The organism is Variovorax sp. efr-133-TYG-130 (genome assembly GCF_030208835.1).
Taxonomy (GTDB): domain Bacteria; phylum Pseudomonadota; class Gammaproteobacteria; order Burkholderiales; family Burkholderiaceae_C; genus Variovorax.
This window is the reverse complement of the sequence record NZ_JARVTD010000003.1, coordinates 233,133-258,948: the sequence shown is the minus strand read 5'-3', so window position 1 is coordinate 258,948 and position 25,816 is coordinate 233,133. Positions and strand designations below refer to the sequence as shown.

Genomic DNA, 25,816 nt, shown 5'->3' with positions numbered 1-25,816 from the left:
AGGAGATAACCATGGACCACATCCATTCCGCCAGGCCCTCACCGGGCATGCGCACGCTCTCAGCCCTCGCCCTGGCGAAATACCGCCTGCGATGGCTGGGCCTGGCCCTGCTGCTTTCCCTGGGGCTGGCGGGCTGCGCGCCGGGCTTCGGCACGCCGGGGCCGCTGAACTACGGAGACGGCAACCAGGGCGGTGGGGACGCGACCGCGTCGGCGGCCGCCGGCAAGATCATTCCGATCACGCCCGACCTGATCCGCACGCAGATCGCGCAGCGGCCCAAGGGCGTGCCCGACTCCATCAAGAGGCTGTTCGCCGAAGCGCCGGTCTACACCATCGGGCCGGGCGACGTGATCAGCATCATCGTCTACGACCATCCGGAACTGCTGCCCAACGCGGGCGCGGTGATCGCGCAGCAGTCGGACCCGACCGGCGTCACCGTGGCGCCCGGCTTCATCGTCGACGCCAAGGGCGAGATTTTCTTTCCGTACATCGGACGCACCAAGGTGCAGGGCCTGACGGAGAGCGGCGCGTCGGAACTGGTTGCGCGGCGCATCAAGGCCTTCGTCAAGGAACCGCAGGTGTCGGTGCGCATCCAGTCGTTCCGCAGCCAGCGCGCCTATGTGCAGGGCGAGGTGCGCACGCCCGGGCTTCAGATCTTCACCGACGTGCCGATGACGCTTTCCGAAGCCATCAGCCGTGCCGGCAGCTTCACCCAGCTCGGCGACCGCTCGCATGTCACGCTCACGCGCGGCGGCGTATCGACGCAGATCGACCTGCCGCTGCTGCAGGCGCAGGGCTTCGACGCCAACGGCATTCCGCTGCGCAACGGCGACATCGTGAACGTCGGCACCCGCGAGGACAACCGGGTCTACGTGATGGGCGAAGTGCGGGCGCCGTCGGCGCTGCAGATGCGCCTGAACGGCCGCCTGAGCCTGAACGAGGCGCTGGGCGACGTGGGCGGGCCCGACCTGACGACGGCGGACACCGGCCAGATCTACGTCGTGCGCAACACGCCGGACAACCCCGGTGCGCCGCAGGTCTTCAACCTCAACGCGAGGAACCCGGTGGCGCTCGCGCTGGCCGACCGCTTCGAGCTGCAGCCGCGCGACGTGGTGTACGTCGACCATGTGCCGCTGGCCACGTGGAGCCGCGTGTTCAGCCTGATTCTTCCGTCGGCCCAGGTCATCAACCTGGCCCGCGACACCGCGCGCCGGTAAGCGCCCTACCCCGTCTCCCGCACGAAAAGGTGAACCCCATGAACGCGCGTTGGCAACCTTCGCTTCCCGCTCCGGCGGGCACCCCCATGCCCATGGTCGAGGCTTCCTGGGTCCGGGAATCCCGGTTCCAGGAATACCTGGACATCCTCATCGACAGCCGCTGGCTCATTGCCGGACTCACGGCGCTGGCGCTGCTGGCGGGTGCCTGCTATGCACTGTTCGGACCCAGGGTCTACGAGGCCAACATCCTGATCCAGGTGGAAGACTCGGACCGCTCGGGCGGCAACTTCCCCGGTGACGCCACCGGAGGCGCCGGCATCGCCTCGAAGACGCCGGTCGCCGGCGAGACCGAGATCCTGCGCTCGCGCATGGTGCTGGGCCAGGCCATGGAGAACACCAGGCTCTACATCAGCGCCAGGCCGCGCTACATCCCGGTGGTGGGCGAGTTCCTGGCGCGGCATTCGAGCCGGCTGTCTTCCCCGGGCGTCTTCGGCATGGGCGACTATGTCTCGGGCACCGAGCGCATCGCCGTTGCGCAGATGGACGTGCCACCGGCCTTCGAAGGCAAGAAGTTCCTGCTGACGGCGGAGGCCGGCGGCAACTACACGCTCACCAACTCCGGCCTGGAGGCCCCGCTGCAGGGCAAGGTCGGCGTGCCGCTGGACGCGGCGGTGCCGGGCGGCACGCTGCACCTGCTGGTCGGCTCCTTCGAGGCCGAGCCCGGCGGCGCCTTCGAGCTGGTGCGCAACTCCAAGCAGCTCACCCTGCTGGGCCTGCAGAAAGACCTGCGGGTGGTCGAGAAAGGCAAGCAGTCGGGCGTGATGGACGTCAGCATGCAGGCCGAGGACCGCGGCCAGCTGGCCGACGTGCTCAATGAAGTCTCGCGCCTGTACGTGCGCCAGAACATCGACCAGAAGACGGTGCAGGCCGAGCGCGCGCTGGCCTTCCTTGGCACCGAGCTGCCCAAGTTCAAGACCCAGCTGGAGCAGTCGGAAGACAGCTACAACCAGTACCGCAACCAGAACGGCACCATCAGCCTGGACGACGAGGCCCGCAACGCGCTGTCGCAGAACGTCGACCTGCAGGCCAAGCTGCTCGACGCGAAGCAGAAGCGCCTGGACTTGGTGGGCCGCTTCACCGCGGCGCACCCGGCGGTGCAGACGCTGGACTCGCAGATCGCCTCGCTCAAGAAGGAGCTGGGCGCGGTCGACGGGCGCATCCGCCGCATGCCGATGCTGCAGCAGAACTCGCTGCGCATGCAGCGCGACATCAAGGTCAACACCGACCTCTACGCGACGCTGCTGAACAGTTCGCTGCAGATGCGGCTGGCCAAGGAAGGCAAGGTGGCCAACGTGCGCGTGCTCGACCAGGCGCTGCTGCCCGAGAAGCCGGTGCGGCCGAAGGCGCTGATCGTCATGGCGCTGTCGCTGGCGGGCGGGCTCTTTTTGGGCGGGGCCACGGCGCTGCTGCGCAAGACGCTGAAGAAGTCGATCGGCAGCCCCGAGGAGATCGAGGCCGTCACCGGGCTCAACGTGTACAGCACCATCGCGCTGAGCACCCAGCAGCGCGTGCTCGACCGCGCCATCCGCGGCGGCAAGCCGGGCGTGAAGGTGCTGGCGGCGCTGCATGTCGAAGACCCGGCGCTGGAGGGGCTGCGCCGGCTTCGCACCGCGCTGAAGTTCGTGATGCTGGGCGCGCCCAACAACCGCGTGCTCATCTCCAGCGCCACCGCGGGCGCGGGCAAGACCTTCGTGTCTTCCAACTTCGCGACGCTGCTGGCGTCGTCGGGCAAGCGCGTGCTGCTGATCGACGCCGACCTGCGCCGCGGCACCCTGAGCGAGGAGTTCGGGTTGCAGCGCAAGGACGGGCTGTCCGACGTGATCACCGGCGGCGTGCCGCTGGACCGCGCCATTCACTACCACGTGCTGCCGCGCCTGGATGTGATGACGTCGGGCACGCTGCACTCCGATCCCGCCGGCATGATGACCAGCGACGTCTTCTCGCAGACGCTGGCCACGCTGTCCAGCCGCTACGACGTGGTGATCGTCGACGCGCCGCCTGCCCTGCTGGCCTCCGAGACCGCCGCGATGGCGCCGAGCATGGGCACGCTGCTGCTGGTGGCCCGCGCCGACCAGAGCGAGAGCGGCGAGCTGCTCGAAAGCGTCAAGCGCCTGGGCCATGTGGGCGCGGCCTTCCACGGCGTGGTGTTCAACGCGGTCGACACCACACGGCGCCACTACCGCGGCTACAGCTACGGCTACTACGACGCCTACAGGCGCGAGTCCGCCGGCGCGCTGAGCTTGAACGATGCCGACACCGTGATGCCCAAGCGGATCGAACCGGAGCACGCGGCATGAGCGTTCTTCGATCCAACACGCCGCCGCAGCCCGCTCACGGCGCGGCCGCCAACACACCGGTCTATGCACCGATCGGCGGAGCCCCGTGGCTGCGCGCGGCCAAGCGCGCAGCAGACATCGCGATGGCGGGCTCGTTCTTCGTCTTCTTCGGCTGGGCCTACGCATTGATATGGCTCGGCGTGCTCATGACCTCGGGCGGCCCGGCCATCTACATGCAGCCGCGCTACGGCAAGGACGGCAAGGTGTTCCGTTTCCTCAAGTTCCGCTCGATGGTGGCCGACGCAGACGCCGTGCTGGCCCGCCACCTGCGCGAGAACCCGGGCGCGCGGCGCGAATGGGACATGTACCAGAAGCTGGAGCACGACCCGCGCATCACCCGCTTCGGCGCCTTCCTGCGCAAGTACAGCATCGACGAGTTCCCGCAGTTCTGGAACGTGCTGCTGGGCGACATGAGCATGGTCGGCCCCCGGCCCTGCATGTTCGCGCAGAAGGAGCTGTACGGGGACTACTGGGACCACTACTGCGCGGTGCGCCCCGGCATCACCGGGCTGTGGCAGATCAGCGGCCGCAACGAGGTGAGCTACCGCAGGCGCGCGGCGATGGATGCGGAGTACGTGTCCACGCTGTCGCTGACGCGGGACCTCGTGATTCTGCTGAAGACCGTCGCTGTAGTTGCCGGGGCGCGTGGCTCGCGCTAGGGCAGTCGCCTTCAAACATCAACCCCTTCACCGAAAGCTTTTATGCGTACCTTTGTTGCTGGTCATCGTGGCATGGTGGGTCAGGCGGTTTCCAGGCGCCTGAGCGAACTCGGTCATGAAGTAGTGACGCGAACCCGCGCCGAACTCGATCTCCTGGACCAGGCCGCGGTGGCGCGCTTCTTCCAGACGGAGCACATCGACGAGGTCTACCTCGCGGCGGCCAAGGTCGGCGGCATCCACGCCAACATGACCTACCCCGCGCAGTTCATCTACGAGAACCTGACGATCGCGACCAACGTCACGCACCAGGCCTTCCTGGCGGGCGTCAAGCGGCTGCTGTTCCTGGGCTCCAGCTGCATCTACCCGCGCATGGCCGAGCAGCCGATCCGCGAGGAGTACCTGCTCAACGGCAAGCTCGAGCCGACCAACGAGCCCTATGCCATCGCCAAGATCGCGGGGCTCAAGCTGTGCGAGAGCTACAACCGGCAGTACGGCGCCACCCACGGCATCGACTACCGCAGCGTCATGCCGACCAACCTGTACGGGCCCGGCGACAACTACCACCTTGAAAACAGCCACGTGGTGCCGGCGCTGATCCAGCGCTTCCACCTGGCCAAGATCAGCAATGCGCCCAGCGTGCTCATCTGGGGCAGCGGCCGTGCGCGCCGCGAGTTCCTCTATGTGGACGACATGGCGGCGGGCTGCCTGGACGTGATGAACCTCTCGCGCGCCGAATACGAGCAACACACCGACCCGATGCGCGGCCACATCAACCTGGGCACCGGCGAAGACGTCTCCATCGCCGAGCTGACCGAGCTGATCCGCGACGTGGTCGGCTACACGGGCAGCATCCGCTACGACCTTGCGCAGCCCGACGGCGCACCAAGGAAGCTGCTCGACGTCTCGCGCGCCGCCACCTTCGGATGGCATGCCACCGTGCCCCTGGCCGAGGGCCTGCGCCGCACCTACGCCGACTACCAGAAAGCCATCCGCCCCATCGAAGAGCCGGATCAGGCGCCCACGGCCGCCCACGCCTGAACCGTACGAGCCCGCCATGAGAACCCTCACCTTCTGGTCCGGCATCGTCTGCGCCTTCCTGTGCGGGCTGGTCGATCCTGCCTGGGGCTATGCGGCGGTGTTCGTGCTGTCGCTGGTGCAGCTCGCGCTGCTGGGTTCTTCGGGCGGCAGCGTGTTCCTGCTGATCCACTACGCCACCCTGCTGACCTATTTCTCGCTGGCGCCGGCGATGCAGATCGCCAACGACGTGGATTTCTGGGAAACGGGCGTGCTCACCACGTCTTCGCACACGCAGGCGCTGGTTCTGCTGCTGCTGTACATGGCCGGCGTGGAGGCCGCGCGCTTCGGCATGCCCGAATCGCCGGTGCACCGGCCGGGCCTCCACCATGCGCGCGCTGTCGGCGTGGCCCACCCGTTCCTGCTGCTGCTGAGCTGCTCGTTCGCGGCCTTCGCGACGCTCTTCATCCGGCCCGACCTGAACTTCGTGGCGCGCGGCATGCCGGGCGAGGACGACAGCGTTCCCGTCGACTTCATCGTGTACAGCACGTTGCCCAAGCTGGTGGTGCTGATGTGCTTCGTGGCGCTCACGATCCATGCGTTCCGCCGGCGCACGCCGTGGGCCTGGGCCTCGGCGGGGCTGGCGCTGGCGCTGGCGGCGGTGGCGGCCAACCCGGTCAACACGGCTCGGCAGATCCTGCTGATCGGTCTGCTGCCGCTTTTCATCCATGCACTGGCGCGGCAGCGGCACTGGCGCTGGGCGCTGGCGGGGCTGATCTTCGGCGCCATCGCCGCGCTCGGGCCGGTGCTGAACCTGCTCTCGCGAGGCAGCATGTGGGGCGAAGGGCTCACGACCTTTCCGTTCAGCCAGGACTTCGACGCGATGTTCGTGGTGGCGGGCATCCTGGAGCGCGCGCCCATTCCCGACCTGGGCTGGGGCCGCTACCTGCTGTCGGCTTTCTCGTTCTTCCTGCCGCGCGACCTGAAGATGTTTCCGGATTTCGATCCGCTCGGCTGGTCGGCCATTCTGGGCAATTTCTCGCAGAGCAACCTGTCGCTGCCGCCGTTCACCACGGCCTATTTCGACTTCGGGCTGATGGGGCCGCTGCTGCTGGGCATCGCGATCTCCGCGGGCTTCCGGCTGGTCGACAGGGCGATCGATCCGCATCGCGCGTTGTCGGGCAGCTATCTCTCGGCGCTGGTGTTGCTGTCGGCCTACGTGCCGTTCATGCGCGGCCCGATCCTGGGCTGGGGCCCGTTCGCCACCTCGGGCCTCATCGCCGCGGTGATCGCCGGCGCCCTGAGCGCGCGCAGCCGCCGCATGCGCCGCGTGCGTGCTCTGCCGCCCACGGTGCGCCACGACCTCCCGACTCCGTGAGCAAGCACATGGCCACCTACCTGTTCTACGACACCATCCGCCTCAACCCGAGGTCCGGCGGCGTGCTCAACGTTGCCGAGGTGCTGCTGCGCAACATGCGGCTGTCGCAGGGGGACAGCGTGCAGTCCGTCAGCGAGCGGCATCCACGCCTGTACGAAGCGGCGCGGCGGTTCGGCGTGAGCCGTTTCCTGCTGGAAACGCTGCTCTACAACTTCCACCGCATCCGCGCGCTGCTGACCGGCGAGCGCGTGTACGCGCTGTTCCCGAACTACTTCCTGCCCTTCACGCTGTTCGGGCGCCACGCGGACGCGGTCGTCATCGTTCACGACCTCCAATACAAGGCCTACCCGGCGTACTTCAGCCGGGCAAAGCGCATGTGGCTCGACTGGAGCCTGTGGCGCGTCGCGCGCAGCGCGGCCAACGCGGTGTTCATCAGCAAGAGCAGCCTGCATGACTTCGAGCGGCACTTCGCGCGCTGCGCGCATGCCTCGGTGATCTTCAACCCGGTGGACGCGCCGCGCGCGCCCGTCCGTGCTCCTGCGCCGGAAACGGAACAGGCGCAGGAGCGCTACCTGATCGCGGCCTACCACTATTACCCGCACAAGAACTTCAGCGGCATCCTCGCGCTGTTCGAGCGCATGAAGCGCGCGGGCCTGGTCGACTTCCTGGACATCACCGGCAACGGCGCGGCCGAGGTGGAGCGCATGGTCGCCGCGCTGGCGCCCGAGGTGCGCGGCTGCGTGCGCCACCGCGGGCTGGTGTCGCGTGAGGAGCTGGTGCGGCTCTACGCGGGCGCCACGGCGTTCATCTCGCTGTCGACCTTCGAGGGCTTCAATCTCTCGGCCGCCGAAGCCGCCACGCTGGGCGTGCCGCTGCTGCTGTCGGACATTCCGGTGCACCGCGAACTGTTCTCGGGCTACGGCTTCTTCGTGGGCAGCGCCTCCTGCGACACCTACCGGCTCGCACGCTACCTGGCCCGGCACGAGCGCACGCGGCCCGCATGGCTGCACGCCCAGGCCTGCGCGCCGGGCGCGGTGGCCGCGCGCTACCTGGCGCTCAAGCGCGCCGCCGTTCCGCTGGCGAGGGCCGTGCAATGAAAGCGCTCGCCGCCCTGCTGCTTCTTTGCGCCACGGCATCGGTTGCGCTGGCACAGCCCGCGCAAACTGCCCAACAGGCCGAGGCACCCGTGCCCGGCTTCGGCGTCATGGTGCACTACCTGCCGGACAAGCAGTCCATCGCGCAGGTCAAGAGCTTCGACGTGGAAGCCTTCGCCTCGGGGTTGGCGCAGATGCGTGCGTCGCACCTGATCCTCACGCTGGGCCAGAACAACGGCCAGTACATCTCGCCGAACTCCGCGCTCGAGGTGCTGTGCCCCGGCGCCGCCAGGAACCGCCCGCCACGCGACCTGCCGCTGGAGATAGGCGAGGCATTGCGCGCACGCGGCATCGCGCTGATCCTGTACCTGCCGTTCCGCGCACCGCAGGCCGACCCCGCGCTGATGAAGTGCCTGGGCGACGTTTCCGAACAGGAGCCGCCGCCGGCGCGCTTCATCGCCGCGTGGTCGAGCGTGATCCGCGACTGGTCGGAGCGCTACGGTCCGCTGGCCAAGGGCTGGTGGTTCGACGGCACCTACAACACGCAGGGCATCTCGGCCGCGGGCTGGGAAACGCTGTGCGACGCCGCGCGCAGCGGCGCGGCCAACCGCTGGCTGGCGTTCAATGCCGGCGAGGGACAGGCGCGCTTCAGCCTCAAGAGCGCGCCCTGCCAGAACCTCATGGCCGGCGAATACATGCAGCCGCCCGCGCATTTCGCGCCGCCGCCTTCGGAGCTCGTGTTCCACGTGCTCACGCCGCTCACGCCCTCGTGGGGCCGCGAGGCGGCGCCGCGCTTCACCGCGCAGCAGTTGCGCGACTGGATCGGCGAGGCCCGCGTGGCGCGCGGCCTCTTCACGCTCGACATGCCCCTGGACAACAACGGACGCTTCCTGCCCGCCCATGTGGCGCTGGTGAAGAGCGCCACCGCCCGCAAGCCCTGACGCGCCGCATCAACCCTCCACCCACGCTGTCACACATGACCCACACCGCCCTCCCCTTCGTCGTGGTCGAAGACCGCCAGAACCGCACGCTCGCGCTGTGCCGCGAGTCCGCCGCGCTCGCGCAGGAACAACTCGTGGTGCTGTCGGACACCGACGCCGGCCCCGCCTACGAACGATTCCGCCATGCCTACGTGCACCTGTCGAGCAACTCGCCGGAGTTCGAGCGGATCTGCTTCCGGCGCTACTTCCTGCTCGCGCAATACCTGGCCGCCAACCCCGGCTGCAGCGCCTTCGTGCTGATCGACAGCGACGTGCTGCTGTTCAAGGGCATCGGCGAGCATGTGCGACGCCTTGCCGGCAAGGCGGACTTCTCGGGCTCCTACATCAGCCCCGCCGACGGATGGAACCCCTGCCAGGTCTCGCCGCACGTGAGCTACTGGACCGCCAACGGCCTGCGGCGCTTCGTGGCCTTCGTGCTCGACACCTACACCACGCCATCGGGCCGGCGCAAGCTGCGCGAGATCGCGGCGCGCTTTGCGGCGCGCGGCATCCGCGGCGGCGTGTCCGACATGACGCTGCTCTACCTCTGGGCGCGCGCCAGCGGCAATGACGACCCGATCAACCGCGTGCTCGAAGGCACGGTGATCGACCACAACATCAACAGCCCGCACAACCACCTGGCGAACGAGTTCCGCTACCGCGGCGGCGCCAAGCGCATCACCTATGCCGACGGCCGGCCGTGGCTCACGGCCGCGGCGGGCGGGCGGACGAACGTGGTGGCGCTGCATTTCCAGGGCAGCGCGAAGATGGCCATGCCGCACGCGCTGCACGGCCGCATGCGCACCGTGGCCGCCGTGACCTACGCGCTGATGGTGGCGCGGCGCGCCAAGAACAAGGCGTTCCGGCTGGCCACGCGGGTGCGCCGCACCCTCGACGCGCTCGGCCTCGCAAACGCCCCGGCCGCCAAGTAGCCCGAACCGGACAGGCCGCGCGCATGAAACCCTTCAGCCCTTCACTCGCATTGCCCGGCGCGCGCATGGCGCGCCTGCTCGGCCTGGGGGCGCTGGTCTCGCGGCTCTACGTCTATCTGTCGGGCTTCGTCGCCATCTTCCTGATGGCGGCCAACGTGTCGCCCGCGCGCTTCGGCGAATACTCGATCTACCAGTCGGTACTGGAAGTGGCGCTGGTGGTCGGCACGCTGGGCAGCACGCTGCTGTTCTCGCGCAACGCGGCGGCCGTCCCGCCCGGCGTGACGCAGGGCGACGTGGTGCGCACGCTGGCCTTCGGGCTTCCGCTGGCCACCGCGCTGATCGTCGTCATCCTGGCGCTGCAGAGGCTGCCGGTGGCCGACGTGCCCTTCGTGCTGGTGGTGGTCACGCTGGCGGTGTTCTCGTTCAACTGCCTGCGCCTGGCCTACAGCCGCGGCCTCGGCCATGCGGGGCTGCTCAATCTGGAGGCCGGCATCCGCTCGACCATCCTGGTGCTGGGCGTGGGCATCTGCGCCGCGCTGGGCTTCGAGCTGGACGTGGCGCACCTGCTGCTCATCAACCTGTTCGCGTTCGTGGTGGTGTGCGCGGCCATCTGCATCCCGCCCGGCAGCGCGGCGCCGCCGCGGGGGCGGCACGTGCTCGAGCTCGCATCGCAGGCCAGCGCCACGGTGTATTCGCTGCTGACCTTCCTGCTGCGCAAGTCGGACCTGCTGATCGTGGCCTTCTTCATGCCGCTGAGCTACGTGGGCGCCTTCAAGCTCGCGTTCCTGCTGGCGGAGGCGCCGTCGCAGTTCGTGCAAGCCTTCCTGTTCACCAAGACGACGGCCATGATGGATGCCGACCCGGAAAAGCTCGCGGCCTCGAAGCTGCAGCTGGCGCGCCATTCGTTCCTGCTGGGCTGCGCGCTGTTCGTCGGGCTGGCGGGGCTGATCACCGTGGCCGCGCCGCTGCTCAAGATGGGCGAGCAGGCGCGCACCATCTTCCTGTGCATAGCGCCGTATTTCCTGCTGCGCACCTACACCATCCATCACGAGATGGTGCTGTCGCTGAAGACCTCCATGGGCTCGCTCGGGCGCTGGGCGTTGCTCGAGGTGGCGCTGCGACTGCTGTCCTACGGCGCGGTGATCCTGCTGTTCCCGGGCCGGCCGCACTACGTGTTCTTCATCGCCTGCCTGAGCGACTTCGCGTTGTACGAGACGCGCATGCGGCTGCAGTTCGGCTTCTTCCCCATCGTCCGTCTGCTGAGGCGGTCGCCATGAAGATCCTGCTGTACTCGATGAACTTCGCGCCCGAGCTCACCGGCATCGGCAAGTACTCGGGCGAGATGGCGCGCTGGCTGCATGCCAGGGGGCACGAGGTGCGCGTGATTGCCGCGCCGCCGTTCTTTCCGCAGTGGTCGGTGTACCGCGGCTACTCGGCCTGGACCTACCGCAAGAGCGACTGGGACGGCGTGACTGTGTGGCGCACGCCCTTGTGGGTGCCCGCGCGGCCGCGCGCGCTGGCGCGGCTCGGGCATCTGTTCTCCTTCATGCTGTCGAGCTTGCCGGTGCTGCTGGCGCAGTGGCGCTGGAAGCCGGACGTGGTGTTCGTGGTCGAGCCGCCGCTGTTCTGCGCGCCGTCGGCGCTGTTGTTCGCGCGGCTGCGGGGCATCAAGTCGTGGCTGCACATCCAGGACTACGAGGTCGATGCCGCCTTCGGCCTGGGCCACGTGCGCGGCGAACGCGCGCAGCGCTTCGCACGCTCGGCCGAGCGCTGGCTGATGAGCCGCTTCGACCGGGTATCGACCATCTCGGCCGCAATGATCGAGAAGGCCCGTGGCAAGGGCGTGGACGAGAGCCGCGTGGTGCTGTTTCCGAACTGGGTCGACGTGAAGGCCATTCACCCGTTGCCGCGCACGGTCGCGCCCTACGGCTACCGGCCCGCGCTCGGCATTCCCGACGACGCGGTGGTGGTGCTGTACGCGGGCAGCCTGGGCACCAAGCAGGGCATTGAGCTTCTGGCGGAGGCGGCGCGCCTGCTGGTGTGCTCCGGCAGCATCCATTTCGTGTTCGCAGGCAGCGGGCCGAGCCGCGAGTCGCTGCACGCCGCCTGCGCCAGCCTGGCCAACGTGCATTTCCTGGAGCTGCAGCCGGCCGAGCGGCTCAACGAATTGCTGAGCATGGCCGACATCCACGTGCTGCCCCAGCGCGCCGACGCCGCCGACCTGGTCATGCCGTCGAAGCTGGGCGGCATGCTCGCCAGCGGCCGTGCCGTGGTGGTGACCGCGCACGCCGGCACCGAGCTGAGCAACGTGGTGAAGGGGCGCGGCATGGTGGTCGAGCCCGGCGACGCCGCCGCGCTGGCCGATGCCATCGAGCAACTCGCCATGTCGCCCGAACTGCGCGAGCAGATGGGTGCGGCCGGCCGCCGTTTCGCCGAGTCCGCGCTCGACGAGGACGCCATCCTGCAGCGCCTGGAGCAGGAACTGCTTCGCTGCGTCGCCGGCTGAGCCGACGCTGTCCACGCCAAGGAGCCCACACCATGCCCCGCGCCAAGATACTCGTGACCGGTGGTGCAGGCTTCATCGGCAGCCACACCTGTGTGGCGCTGATCGAGGCGGGCTACCAGCCGCTGGTGCTCGACACGCTGGTCAACAGCGACGCGCGTTCGCTGCAACGGGTGGGCTGCATCACCGGCCTGCAGCCGCTGCTGCTGCGCTGCGATGTGCGCGACGGCGCTGCGCTGGACCGGGTGTTCGCCGAGCATGCGATCGAGGCGGTGGTGCACCTGGCGGGGCTGAAGGCTGTGGGCGAATCGGTGGCCGACCCGCTGGCGTACTACGACGTCAACCTGGCCGGCACGCTGGCACTGGTGCAGGCGATGGGCCGCGCCGGCGTGCGCACCCTGGTGTTCTCGTCGTCGGCCACGGTGTATGGCGACGCGCGGCACTCCCCCATACCGGAGAGCGCCCCGTATGCGGCGGTCAACCCCTACGGCCGCAGCAAGGCCATGGTGGAAAACCTGCTGGCCGACCTCGCGCATGCCGATCCGCGCTGGGGCATTGCCTGCCTGCGCTATTTCAACCCGGTCGGCGCGCACGAAAGCGGCCTGCTCGGCGAGCGCCCGCACGGGCCGCCCGCCAACCTCATGCCCTACATCTCGCAGGTGGCCGCGGGCGAGCGCGAATACCTGCTGGTGCATGGCGCCGACTACGAAACCATCGACGGCACCGGCGTGCGCGACTACGTGCACGTGATGGACGTGGCCGAAGGCCATGTGGCGGCGCTGCGCCACGCGGCGCGCGAGCCCGGCATCCTCATGACCAACCTGGGCACGGGCCGCGGCGCCTCGGTGCTGGAGGTGGTGTGCGCCTTCGAGCGCGCCAGCGGCCGGCGCATCGCGCTGCGCATCGGCCCGCGGCGGCCCGGCGACGCCCCCGCCTACTGGGCCGACGCACGCAACGCACAGGCCCGCCTGGGCTGGCGCGCGCGCCGCGACCTCGACCAGATGTGCGCGGACAGCTGGCGCTGGCAGGCCGCGAACCCGCACGGTTTCGACGACCCGGTGCCCCCGATGCAGCCGCCATGGCTGGGCGCCGACCTGCAGATCTTTCACGCAACTTCCAACCTCGGACACTCCAATGCCTGACAACGCACACCGCTCCCCAGAAGAGCAGGCCGACGCCCGGAGCGGATATCCGCCGGGCGGCGTCTGCCCTCCCACCCAGCCGCTGTGGCCGGGCTTCCTGACCGGGCAGGAAGGCGCGCCGGTGCGCGTGCTGCTCGTGGACGACGACAGCTTCATGCGTCGGGTGATCGCGCAGGAACTGCTGTCGGACCTGCGCATACAGCTCGAGGGCCAGGGCGGCAGCCTGCGCGACGGCCGCCGGCTGCTGGCCACGCACGAGTTCGACGTGCTCATGGTCGACCTGCGGCTGGGGGACGGCACCGGCTTCGAGCTGATCCGCGAGGCCAGCAAGCAGCATCCCGGCTGCGAAATCATCGTGATCTCCGCGCTGGAAGACGAGACGCACGTGATGCATGCCTTCGAACTGGGCGCGACCGGCTATCTGCTGAAGGACGCCTGGCTGCAGAGCTTCGCGCAGGCGGTGCTGCAGGTGGTGAACGGCGGCGCGGCCATCACGCCGCGGCTCGCGCGGCGCCTGCTCTCGCGCCTGAGCGCGCGGCCCGGCAGCCCGCCGCCGGCCGGCGACCCGCCCACGCGAGAGGCCACGCTGACCACGCGCGAGTGCGAAATCCTGCGCTGCGTGGCGCGCGGCCAGGTCACCGAGGAGATCGGCGTGCAGCTGGGCATCTCGGGCCAGACGGTCAACGCGCATATCAAGAACATCTACAAGAAATTGCACGTGCACTCGCGTGCGCAGGCCGTGAGCTACGCGGCTTACTCCGGGCTCATCTGAGCCGGCAACCAACCCATATCGCGCCATCATGAATACCACCTCCACCATCCATCCCGTGGTCCTGTGCGGCGGCAGCGGCACCCGCCTGTGGCCGCTTTCGCGCAAGGCGCTGCCCAAGCAGTTCGCGCCGCTGCTCGGCGGCAAGAGCCTGCTGCACCTCACGCTGGAGCGGCTGTCGGGCCTCAGCCGCGACATCACCTGCATCGCGTCGGAAGACCATCGCTTCCTGGTGAAGGAAACGGTCGAGAGCGCGGGCGTCACGGGCCGGCAGATCCTGGAGCCGGTGGCGCGCAACACGGCCGCGGCCATGGCTTGCGCGGCACTGCTGGCCGAGCCCGGCGACCTGCTGCTGTTCGCGCCGGCCGACCACCACATACCCGACGCGGCGCTGTTCGCGCAGACCGTGCGCGAGGGCATCCCGGCGGCGCTGGCCGGGCAGATCGTCACCTTCGGCGTGGCGCCCAGTTTTCCCAGCACCGCCTATGGCTACATAGAGGCAGGAACGGAATCGGCCGACGGCCGCAGCCGGGCCGTGGTTCGCTTCGTCGAGAAGCCGACGGCGAGCGTGGCCGAGACGCTGATCCTGCACGGCGGCTATTTCTGGAACGCCGGCATCTTTCTGGTTCGCGCCGGCACGCTGCTCGCCGCGCTGCGCGCGCATGCGCCCGACATACTGCGCGCCTGCGAACGCGCCGCGGCCGCGGTGTCGGTCGACGGCAGCTTCCTGCGGCTGGAGCCGGAGGCCTTCTCGACCTGCCGCGCCGACAGCATCGACTACGCGGTGCTCGAGAAGCACAACGACATCGCGGTGGTGAAGTTCGACGGCGGCTGGAGCGACGTCGGCAGCTGGAACGCGGTGGCGAGCCTGCAGATGCCCGACGGCGACGGCAACCGGCTGAGCGGCAAGGCGAGCGCGCTGAACGCGCGCAACACCTTCATCCATGCGCCGCACCGGCCGGTGGTGGCGCTGGGAACCGACGGACTGATCATCGTGGACACGCCCGACGCCGTGCTGGTGGCCGGCGCGGGCTGCGCCGAACAGGTGGCGGACGTGGTGCGCAAGCTCGCGCTCGAAGGCTGCGCCGAGGCCACCGACCACCGCCGCGTGGTGCGGCCCTGGGGCGCCTACGACAGCGTCGACATGGGCGAGCGCTTCCAGGTGAAGCGGCTCACCGTGAAGCCGGGCGCCAAGCTGTCGCTGCAGATGCACCACCATCGCGCCGAGCACTGGATCGTGGTGAAGGGCACGGCCCGCGCCACCTGCAACGGCGAAGTGACGCTGGTGCGCGAGAACGAGTCGATCTACCTGCCCTCGGGCGCCATCCACCGGCTGGAGAACCCGGGCAAGACCATGCTCGAGGTGATCGAGGTGCAGACCGGCGGCTACCTGGGCGAAGACGACATCGTGCGCTTCGACGACACCTACGGGCGCTGCGAGCCGGTGCACACGCTGGCCGACGCGGCGGTGGCGCCGACGGTGTCGTCGGCGGGCTCGGGCGCGGCCGCGGTGCTGCACGCGCCCGTGAACCACTGAGCATCACCAGCCGTGGAAACGCCCCCAGGGCTGCAGGGTTCCGTCTTCCGATAGCGCCTGGTATTGCGGAAACTGCGCCCCGGTCGCGCAGGCGTGGTTCGGCAGGATGCGCAGCCGCGTGCCGATGGGAAAGCGCGCGGCAATGCCGGCGTCGGGCTCGCCCTGGCGCGACAGGATGCCGTGCTCCTGGTTCGCGCCGCCGAGCACATAGCCGTCCAGCACCCGGCCGTTCAGGTCGCAGGCCTGGCCGAAGCCGAAGTCCTGTTTCTGCTTCTGCGTGCCGCGGTCGCGGCTCATGGCCATCCAGCCCGCATCGAGGATGGCCCAGCCTTTTTCGGGCTGATGGCCGATCACTGTGGTAAGCACGCTCAAGGCGATGTCTTCCTCGCTGCACACGCCGACGTTGCGCATCACCAGGTCGAAGAACACATAGACGCCGGCCCGCACCTCGGTCACGCCGTCGAGCGTCTGCGCCATCAGCGCGGTGGGCGTGGAGCCCACGCTGACCACCGGGCACGGCAGCCCCGCGTCGCGCAGCCGCTGCGCCGCGCGGACGCAGCCCGCGCGCTCCTGCTCGGCCACGGCGCGCAGCGCCTGCGGCGTGTCGAAGTCGTAGCTGGAGCCGGCATGCGTCATCACGCCGCCCAGGCGCATGCCGCCGTCGTGCAGCACGCGGGCCACCTCCAGCAAACGGTCTTCTTCCGGCCTGATGCCCGAGCGGTGGCCGTCGGTGTCGACCTCGATCAGCACGTCGAAGGCCTCGCCATTGGCGCGGCCGAAATCCGCGATGGCCCGTGCCGACTCGATGCCGTCCGTGATGATGCCCAGCGCGCAGCCGCGCCGGCGCAGTTCCAGCGCATGCGGCAGCCGGTGCGGCGCCATGCCCACGGCATAGAGGATGTCGCTGAAGCCGGCGGCGAAGAACTGCTCGGCCTCCTTCAGCGTCGACACCGTGATGCCGCGCGCGCCCGCCGCCTGCTGCGCCTTCGCCACCTCGATGCACTTGGTGGTCTTGACGTGCGGCCGGAAGCGCACGCCGAGCGCGTCCATGCGCTGCTGCATGCGCGCGATGTTCTGCCGCATGCGGGACTGTTCGACGACGGCCGCGGGGGTGTCGATGGTTTGGAGCGTGTCCATGGTCATGCGTTGTTCGTGAAGGATTGCAGCCACTGCAGCGCGGGCGCGAGCGTCGGGCCCTGCAGTTCCGGTGCCGGCGCGCCCTGCGGCAGCGCCAGCCCCACGCGGTTGTGCCAGTAGGTGCGCAGGCCGACCGCCGAAGTGCCGAACATGTCGTAGCCCGAGCCGGCGACGAAGGCCGTCTCCCGAGGTGTGACACCCATGCGCTCGAGCGCCATGCGGTACGGGCGCGGATCGGGTTTGTAGAAGCCGGCCTCTTCCGATGTGACGACGGCATCCCACTCGATGCCCAGCAGCGCCGCCGCGCGATGGCCCAGCCGGCGCGAGCAATTGGTGGCCACGCCCAGCTTGCAGTGCGGTTTCAGCGCCTGCAGCAGCTCGCGCGCGCCGTCCCAGGCGGGCAGCGTGTCCCATTGGGCTTCCAGCGCGTCGGGCGCGGTGCCGGCCATGCCGGTGTTGCGCGCCGCGTCTTTCACCAGTTGCTCGTAGGGCACGTAGGCGCCGCAGCCGTAGGTGAGGCGCAGGTACTCGGCGCGCCATGCGCGCCCCTTCTCTTCCGAGCCGGCCGCGGCGTTCCAGACGGTCCAGGAATCGAGCAGCGCGGTGAGCAGGTCGAACAGCACGGCGCGCGGGTAGCGCGGCGGGGCGATGGGTGTTTGCATGGCCACGGACTGTACGTTCGAAGGCTGCTGCTGTGCTTCAATGCAGGCTCATCAATCGTTAAGCGCAATTTAATGATCCAGATCGAGGACATGCAGCTCGCCGCCGCCCTGCTGCGCGAACCGTCGTTGAGCGCCGCGGCACGCGCGCTCGACGTCACGCCGCCCGCGCTGTCGATGCGGCTGCGCAAGCTGGAAGCCACGCTCGGCCTCTCATTGGCCAGCCGCACCGCGCGCCGCCTGAGCCTCACGCCCGAGGGCGAGCGCTTCGCGCGCGAGGCCGCCGCGCTGCTCGGCCAGATCGAGGCCCTGCGCGAATCGATGCAGCGCGACGACCAGCGGCTCACAGGCACGCTGCGCATCGCCGCGCCCTTCGGCTACGGCCGCCAGTACGTGGCGCCGATGCTGGCGCGCTTCGCCCGGCTGCACCCGGGCCTGCGGGTGCAGCTCGACCTGCGCGAGACCCCGTGGCCCGACCGGCACGATGCCGACGCGGTGATCCACATCGGCACGGTGCGCGATTCGTCATGGGTGGCGCGCACGCTCAGCGCCAACGAGCGCTGGCTGTGCGCCAGCCCCGCCTACCTGCGCCGGCACGGCGAGCCGCGCACGCCGCGCGACGTGCTCACGCATGCCTGCATCTGCATTCGCGAGAACGACGAAGACGTCACGCTCTGGCATGTGCGACCGGCCCCCGATGCCGCCGAAGGAAAACGCACCGCCGCCCGCGAAACCCTGCGCGTGTCGCCGGCCTACGTGACCAACGACGGCGGCGTGGCGCGGCAATGGGCCGAACAGGGCATGGGCCTGGTGCTGCGCTCCGAATGGGATGCGGCCGACGCGGTGGCGCGCGGCACGCTGGTGCGCGTGCTGCCCGGCTGGCACTTCGACAGTGCGCCGGTCACGCTGCTGGTACCCACCCGAAAGGGGCGTACGGCGCGGGTGGCGGCCATCGTCGATTTCCTGGTGGAGAGCTTCGGCGACGGCCAGCGCTGAAGGCGGCTTCTCTCTTCTGCGCATATCCATAGCCGCATTCATTCGTTGGCAGCGCGCGCCCCGCGCGCCAACACTCGGCGCTTCCAATTTTTCCGGTGGAGAAGCCCCGATGACTGTTCCCCTCGATTCATTGCCGCCCTCGCGCCGCGGCCTGCTGCAGGCCGGCGCCGCAACCGCCAAGAACGGGCTCGCATGACCACGGCAGAACAGTTCCTCGAAGCGCCGCGCCTGCCGCGCGCACCGGCCGCCCCCGTCACCACGACCGCACAGGCCGCTCCGTCCCAAGCCGCCGCGGCGCCTTCCGGCCCCTGGGCGACCGGCCTGCTGGCCGCCGCCGCCTGGGTCGCGCTGGGCCTGCTCACGCTGCTCTGGCCCAACAAGGAAGCGGGCTTCACCGACTGGGCCTTCACCCGCGAGTTCGGCGTTGCCGCGCTCGTCGTGGCCGCGCTGCTGCTTGCCATCTCGGTGCTCGGCGCGCGCGCGGGCCGGGTGGCACGGGCGCTGCGGCCCGCCGGCCAATGGCTGGTGGCGCTGGCTGTGGTGCTCGCGCTGTGGGAAACCCTCACCGCCAAGCTCGGCCTGCTGCCCTCGCCTTTCTTCGCGCCGCCGCAGAGCTTGATCGACGTGGTGCTCGAAGACTGGCAGCGGCTGGGCCTGTCGACCGCGTATTCGCTGCGGCTGCTGGCCAACGGCTTCGTGCTCGGCGCGCTGGTCGGCTTCGGCACCGGCGTGGCGGTCGGCTGGTCGCGCATCGCGGGGTACTGGGTGCATCCGCTGCTGCGCTTCCTGGGGCCGGTGCCGGCATCGGCGCTGCTGCCGCTGGCGTTCTTCTTCGCGCCTTCGAGCTATTCGGCGGCCGTGTTCCTGGTCGGCCTGGCGACCTTCTTTCCGGTGGCGGTGCTCACTTGGTCGGGCGTGGCATCGGTCGGCAAGAGCTACTACGACGTGGCGCGCACGCTGGGCGCGTCGGAGCGCTTCCTGGTGCTGCGCGTGGCGATTCCGGCGGCCCTGCCGCAGGTGTTCGTCGGGCTCTTCATGGGGCTGGGCGCTTCTTTCTCGGTGCTGATCACCGCCGAGATGATGGGCGTGAAAGCCGGCCTGGGCTGGTATCTGCAATGGGCGCAAGGCTGGGCCGCCTACGCCAACATGTACGCGGCGCTGTTCGTCATGGCGGTGCTGTGCTCGGGCCTGATCACGCTGCTGTTCAAGGTGCGCGACCGCGTGCTGTCGTGGCAGAAAGGAACCGTCAAATGGTGAGCACGCTGACCTCGCCCTCGCCCTCAGCCTCGCAGGCCGCCGCCACGGGCGGCGCGCACATCGGCATCCAGGGCGTGAGCCACTGGTTCGAGGTGTCGGGCGGCGTGCTGCAGGTGCTCGACGGCATCGACCTGCAGGTGCGGCCCGGCGAATTCGTCGCGCTGCTGGGCCCCAGCGGCTGCGGCAAGTCGACGCTGCTGCGGCTGGTGGCCGGGCTGGAGCCCGCCACCACGGGCAGCATCACGCAGGACGGTGCGCCGATCACGCGGCCCGACCCGTCGCGCATCGTCGTGTTCCAGGACCCCACGCTCTACCCCTGGCGCAGCGTGTGGGACAACGTGGCGCTCGGCCTGCAGGCGCGCGGCGTGCTGAAGGCGCAGCGCGGCCGCGTCGACGAGGCGCTCAAGCTCGTGGGCCTGACAGAGTTCGCCAAGGCATTCCCGCACCAGCTTTCGGGCGGCATGGCGCAGCGCGTGGCGCTGGCCCGCGCGCTGGTCAACGACCCGCAATTGCTGGTGCTCGACGAACCGCTGGGCAAGCTCGACTCGCTCACGCGCATCGCGATGCAGAGCGAGCTGGTCAACCTGTGGCAGCGCGCCGGATTCTCGGCGCTGCTGGTGACGCACGACGTGGAAGAGGCGCTGTTCCTGGCCAACCGCGTGATCGTGCTGAGCGACCGGCCCGCACGCATCGCGGCGGAGCTGGTGGTCGACCTGCCCTACCCGCGCCACCGCGGCGATCCGCGGCTGGCCGAGCTGCGGCACGAGGCGCTCAAGCACCTGGGACTCGACGCCACGTGGTGACATGAACGCATCCCCCGAGGCCGGCTGGCTCAACCTGCTGATCGGCCTGCTCCAGGGCGCGCAACTGCAGTTGCTTCGCCTGCTGGACGCGCTGGGCCTCGTGGCGCAGGTCCACGGCGAGCCTGCGTGGCCGTGGGCGCACCGGCTGTCGGGCGAGAACCTGCTCATCGACCTCGGGCAGGCGCGCAGGCTCGGGCTCACCGTGGTCGTGCTCGCGGCGGCCTTGCTGCTGCTGGTGCTCGCGCTGCTGTGGCGGCACCGCCGCATCTGGCTGCTGGCCGCGACCACGCTGCTGTGGGTGGCGGCTCCGTGGCCCGATGCCAACGTGGTACTGGTGCCGGCGTATCCGACCAGCTTCCAGCGCTCGCCCACCGGTTTTACGGCCGACAGCATCGAGCGCGGGCGCGTGCTCTTCGCGGCGCAATGCGTGGCATGCCACGGCGCCGACGGCTTGGGCCAGGGCGCGCTGGCGGCAGCACAGCCGGTATGGCCGCCCAACTTGGCCGGGCCGCTGCTGTGGCGGCGCGCCGATGGCGACGTGCTCTGGCATCTGCTGCACGGCATGCGCGACCGGCGCGGCTCGCCCACCATGCCTGCCTTCGGCAGCAGGCTCGGCGACGACGACGCCTGGGCGCTCATCGACTTCATGAAGGCCCAGGGCGCGGGCCAGAGCCTGCGCGCGGCCGGCCTGTGGACGCAGCCGATCTCGCCGCCCGACGTGGCCGTGCAGTGCGCCGGCAAGCCGCCTCGCATGCTGAGCGGCTGGCGCGGCCAGCGGCTTCGGATCGTCGCGGCCGGCGGGCAAGCCCTGCAGGACGACCCGCGCCTCGTCACCGTGTTCCTGGCGAAAGACGGCGCCGCCGCGGCATCGCACGCGGGCGATTGCGTCGCCGAGTCGGCCACCGCCTGGGATGCGTTCTCACTCATCGCCGCCACGCCGCGGCTGGCGGGCACGCAGCTGATCGTCGACCGCGACGGCTGGCTGCGCGCGCGCGGCGAACCCGGCAAGGGCGCATGGAGCGATGACGACCTGCTGTGCCGCACCGATCAGCCCGCCCGCGCCGCGCCCGGCCCCATTCCGCTGCCGCCCGACGGCCTCGGCGCGCTCATCGCGCGCATGGACGCCGAGCCCGTGCGCTTCGTGAAAGGCGGATTCGTTCATTGAGCCGGGCCGCGGGACTACGATGGTCCTCGGCAAGCTTCACGCAACCTTCAGTCAACCAAGGAGAGAAACGCCATGTCCAACCATGTCTACAAGACCCTCGAACTGACCGGCTCGTCGCCGACGGGCATCGAAGACGCGGTGCAGACCGCCATCGCCAAGGCGCACGAGACGGTGCGCAACATCCAGTGGTTCACCGTGACCGAGACGCGCGGCCACGTGGTCGACGGCAAGGTCGCGCACTGGCAGGTGACGCTGAAGATCGGCTTCACGCTGGAATAGCGTTCAGGCTGCTGTCTGCGCCTGCGGCTCGCCCAGCGACAGCATCAGCCGGTTGGCCCAGTTGAAGAAGGCCGCGCCGTGGATCACGTCGGCAATCGCCAGGTCGTCCAGCCCTTGCGCGCGCAGTTGGTCGATGTGTTCCACGCCGAAAGCCGACGGCGTGGACGACAGCGCCACGGAGGCCGCGACGATCGTATTCCAGCGCTCGCCGAGTTCGGCGCCCACGCCTTCGTCGAGCAGCCGCTGCACGTCTTGCGCGCGGTGCGAGAAATGCGAGGCGAAGCGCGCATGCACCGACGCGCAGTAGATGCAGCCGTTGTAGCGCGAGGCCGCGGCCGCCGACAGCTCGCGCTCCGCGCGCGGCAGGCCGGCTTCGGGGTTGTAGAAGATGTCCTTGTCGGTGCGGGTGCGCGCGCCGAGGATGTCCGGGTCGCGCGCCAGCAGCCGGAAGTAAGGCGACTTGGCGCGCGCCGCGTCCACCAGCCCGGCGAAGTGGCGCTCGGTCAGCTCGGCTTCGGGCAGCGGCTCCAGCCATGGCAGCCATTCGAGCTGCGCCTGGGTGAAGACGCTCGGGTGAGTGTTGCCGGGATGGGTCAGGGTCGATTCGGTGTTGCTCATGGCCGGGCTCAGTCGATGGAGGTTGCGGGACGTTGCGCCAGTGCCTGCAGGCCGGTGACGACCCGGATCTGGAATGCGAGGAATGCCACCAGCTGCGACAGCGTGACGATGCCGGTGCTGGTCCAGCCCGCATCCAGCAGCGCCTGCAAGGCGGCCGGACTGGCATCGCGCGGATGGAACACCAGCAGGTGCGCATGCGCGAGCGCGGCCGAGAGCCGTTCGCCCAGCAGCTCGCGGTGCGCATCGCTCACGGCATACGAGGGGCCGGCCTTGTCTTCCGCGCTCAGCGGGCCGGCCGGGTAGCTGCCGTAGGGGCCTTGCGCGGCGCCGCGCTGCACCTCGGCCTCGATTGCATCGGCCACCCCCGCGCGGGCGCCTTGGCCGGCCAGTTGTTCCGCATAGAAGCGCGCCACGCCCGCATGGCCGTGCAGCCCTGCCACGAAGGCCGCGAGCGCGAAGCGGTCGGCGATGTCGAAATTGCCGGGCACCGGCGGTGTCGGCGCGAACAGCGAGAGATAGCTCTGCTGCGCATGGGTGCGGGCCTGCTCGCGCCCCCGGCGGATGCGGTCGAGATGCTGGCCCGGGGCGATGCCGACAAGACTGTCGATCACGTCGGGCACCTCGGGCGCGCCGGAGTCGGAGGACAAAGAAGGAGAAGCAACGGCGTTCATGCGGTCTCGCGAAGCGTGGATGAAGAATGGATGCCCAGCGCCGGCGCGACCTCGGTCGCGATCAGCTCGATGGAGCGCAGGATGGCCGCATGCGGCGGATCGACCGGGTGCACCTGGCAGACCAGGTCGGTCACGCGGTCGAGTGTGCTGTCGGCGCGCAGCGAGGCGATCACGTCGTCGGGCGAGCCGACATGCACGTCGTAGGCGGCGATCAGTTCCTCGAGCGGCGCGTCCGGCCCCGCGCGGTCCGCCAGGCCGGCCTGTCCCGAGGCGGCAAAGCGCGCGGCCGAGCGGCGCAGGCCGATGTCGGCCAGCCGCAGCGCCTCTTGGCGGCTATCGGCCACGAACACGCTTCGCGAGCCGACGATGCGCGGCGCCACGCCGACCGGCAGCGCCGCCAGGTAGGCATCGACGATGGGGTTCTGCAGCCCGGAAAGCGGCGCGTCGGGCGCGTGGCCGGGACGCGGCTGCGTGCGAGAGAGCATCAGGCCGTCGCCGGCCTGCCCCGCGCGGGCGCCGCCGCTCACAGAAAAGGTCGCTTGCCAGATGCGCCCCGGCAACTGCGCGCCCGGCGGGTACAGCGTGTCGCCGCCGGCCAGCGGCCGGCCCACCCATGCGGCACGCACCGCGTCGAGCTGCCGCGCGAAGATGGCGGAGCGCTCGTTGCTGTCGAGCCCGAAGGCCGCGAAGGCTTCCGGCGTGCCGCCCGTGCCGACGCCCACTTCGAGCCGCCCGCCGGAGAGCAGGTCGAGCACGGCGGCGTCTTCGGCCACGCGCACCGCGTTTTCCAGCGGCAGCGTGACGATGCCGGTGCCCAGGCGGATGCGCCTGGTGCGCGAGGCCACGTAGGCCAGGAAGACCAGGGGCGACGGCAGGCCGCCTTCGTGCTCATGAAAATGGTGCTGCGCCACCCACGCGGAGTCGAAGCCCAGGGCCTCGGCGTGCGCGATCTGCTCGGCGACGAGCCGGTAGCGCTCGGCGGCGGTGGTGTCGTCGAGCACGCGGCTGAAGAAGCCCAGGCGCCGTGGGGCGGGAAATCCGGAAGAAAGGTCTGACAAGATTCGAAGCCGGCAGCGGGAAAGCCCGACATTGAGCCCGCGCAGCGCCCCGCCGGGAACGCCTGATTTCGAGTTTGCTTATGTGTTTTTCATCGATGCCGGGGTGTGGCACGGACTGAACGCGGATTCGACCGCCGGGCGATGGACCGCCGGGGCTGGTACATTTTCCGGCCTTGAAAACGAAAGGGATATTGGTGGCACTCGCAGCGGCAATTGCCGGTCTTTCCATCCTCATCATCGGGGACAGTCATCTGTCGCAGCCGAGCTACCTGATGTCGTCGCTGCACGACGATCTCCAGCGCCAGGGCGCGAAGGTGCATTCCATCGGCGTGTGCGGCGTGCAGCCTTACGACTGGACGGTGTCCAAGCCCGGCTCCTGCGGCAGCGCGGAACGCATCGGCAACAAGCCGGCGGTCGTGAGCCCCGGCAACCGGGCCAAGACGACGGCGGTCGCGCAACTCATCAAGGCCGAGCACCCCGATCTGGTGCTGATCGTGCTGGGCGACACCATGGCCGCCTACCGGCAGGCCGACTTTCCGATGAACTGGGTCTGGCAGCAGGTGAGCGCGCTCACCGGCGCGATTTCGGCCACCGGCACCAAGTGCGCCTGGGTCGGCCCCGCGTGGGGCCAGGAAGGCGGCCAGTACGGCAAGACCTACGCACGCGCCGAAACGGTGAGCCGCTTTCTCGCCACCAACGTTGCGCCCTGCACTTACATCGACTCGCTGGAGATGTCCGCGCGCGGCCAGTGGCCGACCATCGACGGGCAGCATTTCAACGCGAGCGGCTACCGCGCCTGGGGCGACGCCATAGCCAAGGCCGTCGCGCGGCTGCCCCTGGCGCCCGCTGCCGCCGGCACCCCGCGGCCATGAGGCGCGCCGCTCTCAAGATGCGGCGCCATGCGCTGCTCGGCGCCCTGCTGCCCGCCGTGGCCGGCGCCGCGCCCCAGTTGTATGACACGGGCCCCTCGCAAGACCTGGCGCTGGTGCGCTTCGTCAACGCGGGGGCGCAGGCGCTCACGGTGCAAAGCGGCGGCCCCGCAAAGGCGAGCGTGGTGGTGGCGCCTTCTGCGCCCATCACCGATTACCAGCCCGTGCGCTCCGACGCGCCGGTCACCGGCTACTGGAAAAACGGCCAGCGGCAGATGGCCATCACGCTGCGCGTGCCATCGGGCGGCTCGGCGTCGGTGCTGGCGTGGCAAGGCGCGAACGGCGAGATTGCCGGCACCAGCTTCACCGAGCCGCCACCCAGCTTCGACCCCCTGCGCGCCTCGCTCGCGTTCTACAACGCCGACGCGCGCTGCACCGCCGCGGGCCTCCTGGCCAGCACCGGCAACGCGGCCATCTTCGAGAACCAGGCGGCGCTTGCCAGCGCGCGCCGTGCCGTCAACCCGGTGAAGCTGGCGGTGCATGCCACCTGCAACGGCCAGCCCGTCGAGGGCACGGTCGACCTGGGCTCGCTGCAGGCGGGCCAGCGCTACAGCGTGTTCCTCGTTCCCGCCGGCAAGGGCAGCCGGCTCATGGGCCTGCAGGACCGCATCGCGCGCTGACCC

General features: G+C 69.9%; 25 protein-coding genes. 20 read left to right on the top strand and 5 right to left on the bottom strand.

The window, feature by feature from the left end; all coding sequences use genetic code 11:
- Positions 1-47: 47 nt before the first annotated feature.
- The 13 genes from QRN67_RS03345 to QRN67_RS03285 are packed head-to-tail and all read left to right on the top strand — an operon-like array spanning position 48 to position 15,621.
- Entirely contained in the window at positions 48-1,217 is a 1,170-nt protein-coding gene (locus QRN67_RS03345; protein WP_285411143.1) for a polysaccharide biosynthesis/export family protein, read from the top strand.
- A gap of 38 nt (positions 1,218-1,255) precedes the next feature.
- A complete protein-coding gene (locus tag QRN67_RS03340) occupies positions 1,256-3,574 on the top strand; it encodes a polysaccharide biosynthesis tyrosine autokinase (protein ID WP_285410459.1) in 2,319 nt (772 codons plus the stop codon).
- Complete coding sequence (locus QRN67_RS03335) at positions 3,571-4,272, top strand: sugar transferase (RefSeq protein WP_285410457.1); 702 nt, start codon at positions 3,571-3,573, stop codon at positions 4,270-4,272. The genes QRN67_RS03340 and QRN67_RS03335 overlap by 4 nt, the downstream gene beginning before the upstream one ends.
- Positions 4,273-4,314: 42 nt before the next feature.
- Entirely contained in the window at positions 4,315-5,310 is a 996-nt protein-coding gene (locus tag QRN67_RS03330) for a GDP-L-fucose synthase family protein (RefSeq protein ID WP_285410456.1), read from the top strand.
- A gap of 16 nt (positions 5,311-5,326) precedes the next feature.
- Positions 5,327-6,664 (top strand): hypothetical protein, encoded by a 1,338-nt coding sequence (locus tag QRN67_RS03325; RefSeq protein WP_081268277.1) that lies wholly within the window; start codon positions 5,327-5,329, stop codon positions 6,662-6,664.
- Entirely contained in the window at positions 6,661-7,761 is a 1,101-nt protein-coding gene (locus QRN67_RS03320; protein WP_285410454.1) for a glycosyltransferase, read from the top strand. The genes QRN67_RS03325 and QRN67_RS03320 overlap by 4 nt, the downstream gene beginning before the upstream one ends.
- A complete protein-coding gene (locus QRN67_RS03315) occupies positions 7,758-8,699 on the top strand; it encodes a hypothetical protein (protein WP_285410452.1) in 942 nt (313 codons plus the stop codon). Before QRN67_RS03320 ends, QRN67_RS03315 begins: the two co-directional genes overlap by 4 nt.
- A gap of 35 nt (positions 8,700-8,734) precedes the next feature.
- Entirely contained in the window at positions 8,735-9,670 is a 936-nt protein-coding gene (locus tag QRN67_RS03310; RefSeq protein WP_285410450.1) for a hypothetical protein, read from the top strand.
- Positions 9,671-9,693: 23 nt separating this feature from the next.
- Positions 9,694-10,947 carry a lipopolysaccharide biosynthesis protein gene (locus QRN67_RS03305; protein WP_285410449.1) on the top strand — a complete coding sequence of 418 codons (1,254 nt, stop codon included), beginning with the start codon at positions 9,694-9,696 and terminating at the stop codon, positions 10,945-10,947.
- Positions 10,944-12,176: a glycosyltransferase WbuB gene (locus tag QRN67_RS03300; RefSeq protein WP_285410447.1), complete on the top strand. Its 1,233-nt coding sequence runs from the start codon at positions 10,944-10,946 to the stop codon at positions 12,174-12,176. Before QRN67_RS03305 ends, QRN67_RS03300 begins: the two co-directional genes overlap by 4 nt.
- Positions 12,177-12,208: 32 nt before the next feature.
- Positions 12,209-13,315 carry a UDP-glucose 4-epimerase GalE gene (gene galE, locus QRN67_RS03295; protein ID WP_285410446.1) on the top strand — a complete coding sequence of 369 codons (1,107 nt, stop codon included), beginning with the start codon at positions 12,209-12,211 and terminating at the stop codon, positions 13,313-13,315.
- Complete coding sequence (locus QRN67_RS03290) at positions 13,308-14,087, top strand: response regulator transcription factor (RefSeq protein WP_081271558.1); 780 nt, start codon at positions 13,308-13,310, stop codon at positions 14,085-14,087. The genes galE and QRN67_RS03290 overlap by 8 nt, the downstream gene beginning before the upstream one ends.
- A 28-nt stretch (positions 14,088-14,115) precedes the next feature.
- On the top strand, positions 14,116-15,621 hold the full coding sequence (locus QRN67_RS03285; RefSeq protein ID WP_285410445.1) for a mannose-1-phosphate guanylyltransferase/mannose-6-phosphate isomerase: 1,506 nt from the start codon (positions 14,116-14,118) through the stop codon (positions 15,619-15,621).
- A 3-nt stretch (positions 15,622-15,624) separates the two neighbouring features.
- On the opposite strand, the gene QRN67_RS03280 is transcribed toward QRN67_RS03285, so the two are convergent.
- Together QRN67_RS03280 and QRN67_RS03275 are read right to left on the bottom strand one after the other, a co-directional pair.
- Positions 15,625-16,764: a DSD1 family PLP-dependent enzyme gene (locus QRN67_RS03280; RefSeq protein ID WP_285410443.1), complete on the bottom strand. Its 1,140-nt coding sequence runs from the start codon at positions 16,762-16,764 to the stop codon at positions 15,625-15,627.
- The gene (locus QRN67_RS03275) at positions 16,761-17,420 is read right to left on the bottom strand and encodes an HAD family hydrolase (RefSeq protein WP_285410441.1); all 660 of its coding nucleotides are present in this window, start codon (positions 17,418-17,420) and stop codon (positions 16,761-16,763) included. Before QRN67_RS03275 ends, QRN67_RS03280 begins: the two co-directional genes overlap by 4 nt.
- 72 nt (positions 17,421-17,492) lie before the next feature.
- On the opposite strand from QRN67_RS03275, the gene QRN67_RS03270 reads away from it, so the two are divergent.
- From QRN67_RS03270 to QRN67_RS03250, 5 genes are all read left to right on the top strand, one after another.
- Positions 17,493-18,413, top strand: coding sequence for a LysR family transcriptional regulator (locus tag QRN67_RS03270; RefSeq protein ID WP_285410439.1), 921 nt, complete (start codon positions 17,493-17,495; stop codon positions 18,411-18,413).
- Between the two features lie 192 nt (positions 18,414-18,605).
- A complete protein-coding gene (locus QRN67_RS03265) occupies positions 18,606-19,670 on the top strand; it encodes an ABC transporter permease (protein ID WP_285410437.1) in 1,065 nt (354 codons plus the stop codon).
- Entirely contained in the window at positions 19,664-20,473 is an 810-nt protein-coding gene (locus QRN67_RS03260) for an ABC transporter ATP-binding protein (RefSeq protein ID WP_285410435.1), read from the top strand. Before QRN67_RS03265 ends, QRN67_RS03260 begins: the two co-directional genes overlap by 7 nt.
- Position 20,474: 1 nt before the next feature.
- A complete protein-coding gene (locus QRN67_RS03255; protein WP_285410433.1) occupies positions 20,475-21,638 on the top strand; it encodes a c-type cytochrome in 1,164 nt (387 codons plus the stop codon).
- Between the two features lie 72 nt (positions 21,639-21,710).
- Positions 21,711-21,917 (top strand): dodecin, encoded by a 207-nt coding sequence (locus QRN67_RS03250; RefSeq protein WP_081271565.1) that lies wholly within the window; start codon positions 21,711-21,713, stop codon positions 21,915-21,917.
- 3 nt (positions 21,918-21,920) lie between these two features.
- On the opposite strand, the gene QRN67_RS03245 is transcribed toward QRN67_RS03250, so the two are convergent.
- From QRN67_RS03245 to QRN67_RS03235, 3 genes are read right to left on the bottom strand one after another with little or no spacing between them, the layout of a single operon-like run.
- Complete coding sequence (locus tag QRN67_RS03245; protein WP_285410432.1) at positions 21,921-22,535, bottom strand: alkylhydroperoxidase domain protein; 615 nt, start codon at positions 22,533-22,535, stop codon at positions 21,921-21,923.
- A gap of 8 nt (positions 22,536-22,543) precedes the next feature.
- On the bottom strand, positions 22,544-23,206 hold the full coding sequence (locus QRN67_RS03240) for a CMD domain protein (RefSeq protein ID WP_285410430.1): 663 nt from the start codon (positions 23,204-23,206) through the stop codon (positions 22,544-22,546).
- A complete protein-coding gene (locus QRN67_RS03235) occupies positions 23,203-24,264 on the bottom strand; it encodes a putative FMN-dependent luciferase-like monooxygenase (protein ID WP_285410429.1) in 1,062 nt (353 codons plus the stop codon). Before QRN67_RS03235 ends, QRN67_RS03240 begins: the two co-directional genes overlap by 4 nt.
- Before the next feature lie 194 nt (positions 24,265-24,458).
- Between QRN67_RS03235 and QRN67_RS03230 the strand changes: the two genes are divergently transcribed.
- Both QRN67_RS03230 and QRN67_RS03225 read left to right on the top strand, forming a co-directional pair.
- Complete coding sequence (locus QRN67_RS03230) at positions 24,459-25,136, top strand: SGNH/GDSL hydrolase family protein (protein WP_081271603.1); 678 nt, start codon at positions 24,459-24,461, stop codon at positions 25,134-25,136.
- On the top strand, positions 25,133-25,813 hold the full coding sequence (locus QRN67_RS03225) for a cell division protein FtsQ (RefSeq protein ID WP_285410426.1): 681 nt from the start codon (positions 25,133-25,135) through the stop codon (positions 25,811-25,813). Before QRN67_RS03230 ends, QRN67_RS03225 begins: the two co-directional genes overlap by 4 nt.
- Positions 25,814-25,816: the final 3 nt, after the last annotated feature.

Excerpts from the sequence above, each read along its gene's own strand:
- QRN67_RS03345 (WP_285411143.1), top strand. The coding sequence starts at position 48 with ATGCGCACGCTCTCAGCCCTCGCCCTGGCGAAATACCGCCTGCGATGG.
- QRN67_RS03340 (WP_285410459.1), top strand. The coding sequence starts at position 1,256 with ATGAACGCGCGTTGGCAACCTTCGCTTCCCGCTCCGGCGGGCACCCCC.
- QRN67_RS03335 (WP_285410457.1), top strand. The coding sequence starts at position 3,571 with ATGAGCGTTCTTCGATCCAACACGCCGCCGCAGCCCGCTCACGGCGCG.
- QRN67_RS03330 (WP_285410456.1), top strand. The coding sequence starts at position 4,315 with ATGCGTACCTTTGTTGCTGGTCATCGTGGCATGGTGGGTCAGGCGGTT.
- QRN67_RS03325 (WP_081268277.1), top strand. The coding sequence starts at position 5,327 with ATGAGAACCCTCACCTTCTGGTCCGGCATCGTCTGCGCCTTCCTGTGC.
- QRN67_RS03315 (WP_285410452.1), top strand. The coding sequence starts at position 7,758 with ATGAAAGCGCTCGCCGCCCTGCTGCTTCTTTGCGCCACGGCATCGGTT.
- QRN67_RS03310 (WP_285410450.1), top strand. The coding sequence starts at position 8,735 with ATGACCCACACCGCCCTCCCCTTCGTCGTGGTCGAAGACCGCCAGAAC.
- QRN67_RS03305 (WP_285410449.1), top strand. The coding sequence starts at position 9,694 with ATGAAACCCTTCAGCCCTTCACTCGCATTGCCCGGCGCGCGCATGGCG.
- QRN67_RS03300 (WP_285410447.1), top strand. The coding sequence starts at position 10,944 with ATGAAGATCCTGCTGTACTCGATGAACTTCGCGCCCGAGCTCACCGGC.
- galE (WP_285410446.1), top strand. The coding sequence starts at position 12,209 with ATGCCCCGCGCCAAGATACTCGTGACCGGTGGTGCAGGCTTCATCGGC.
- QRN67_RS03290 (WP_081271558.1), top strand. The coding sequence starts at position 13,308 with ATGCCTGACAACGCACACCGCTCCCCAGAAGAGCAGGCCGACGCCCGG.
- QRN67_RS03285 (WP_285410445.1), top strand. The coding sequence starts at position 14,116 with ATGAATACCACCTCCACCATCCATCCCGTGGTCCTGTGCGGCGGCAGC.
- QRN67_RS03280 (WP_285410443.1), bottom strand. The coding sequence starts at position 16,764 with ATGACCATGGACACGCTCCAAACCATCGACACCCCCGCGGCCGTCGTC.
- QRN67_RS03275 (WP_285410441.1), bottom strand. The coding sequence starts at position 17,420 with ATGCAAACACCCATCGCCCCGCCGCGCTACCCGCGCGCCGTGCTGTTC.
- QRN67_RS03270 (WP_285410439.1), top strand. The coding sequence starts at position 17,493 with ATGATCCAGATCGAGGACATGCAGCTCGCCGCCGCCCTGCTGCGCGAA.
- QRN67_RS03265 (WP_285410437.1), top strand. The coding sequence starts at position 18,606 with ATGACCACGGCAGAACAGTTCCTCGAAGCGCCGCGCCTGCCGCGCGCA.
- QRN67_RS03260 (WP_285410435.1), top strand. The coding sequence starts at position 19,664 with ATGGTGAGCACGCTGACCTCGCCCTCGCCCTCAGCCTCGCAGGCCGCC.
- QRN67_RS03255 (WP_285410433.1), top strand. The coding sequence starts at position 20,475 with ATGAACGCATCCCCCGAGGCCGGCTGGCTCAACCTGCTGATCGGCCTG.
- QRN67_RS03250 (WP_081271565.1), top strand. The coding sequence starts at position 21,711 with ATGTCCAACCATGTCTACAAGACCCTCGAACTGACCGGCTCGTCGCCG.
- QRN67_RS03245 (WP_285410432.1), bottom strand. The coding sequence starts at position 22,535 with ATGAGCAACACCGAATCGACCCTGACCCATCCCGGCAACACTCACCCG.
- QRN67_RS03240 (WP_285410430.1), bottom strand. The coding sequence starts at position 23,206 with ATGAACGCCGTTGCTTCTCCTTCTTTGTCCTCCGACTCCGGCGCGCCC.
- QRN67_RS03225 (WP_285410426.1), top strand. The coding sequence starts at position 25,133 with ATGAGGCGCGCCGCTCTCAAGATGCGGCGCCATGCGCTGCTCGGCGCC.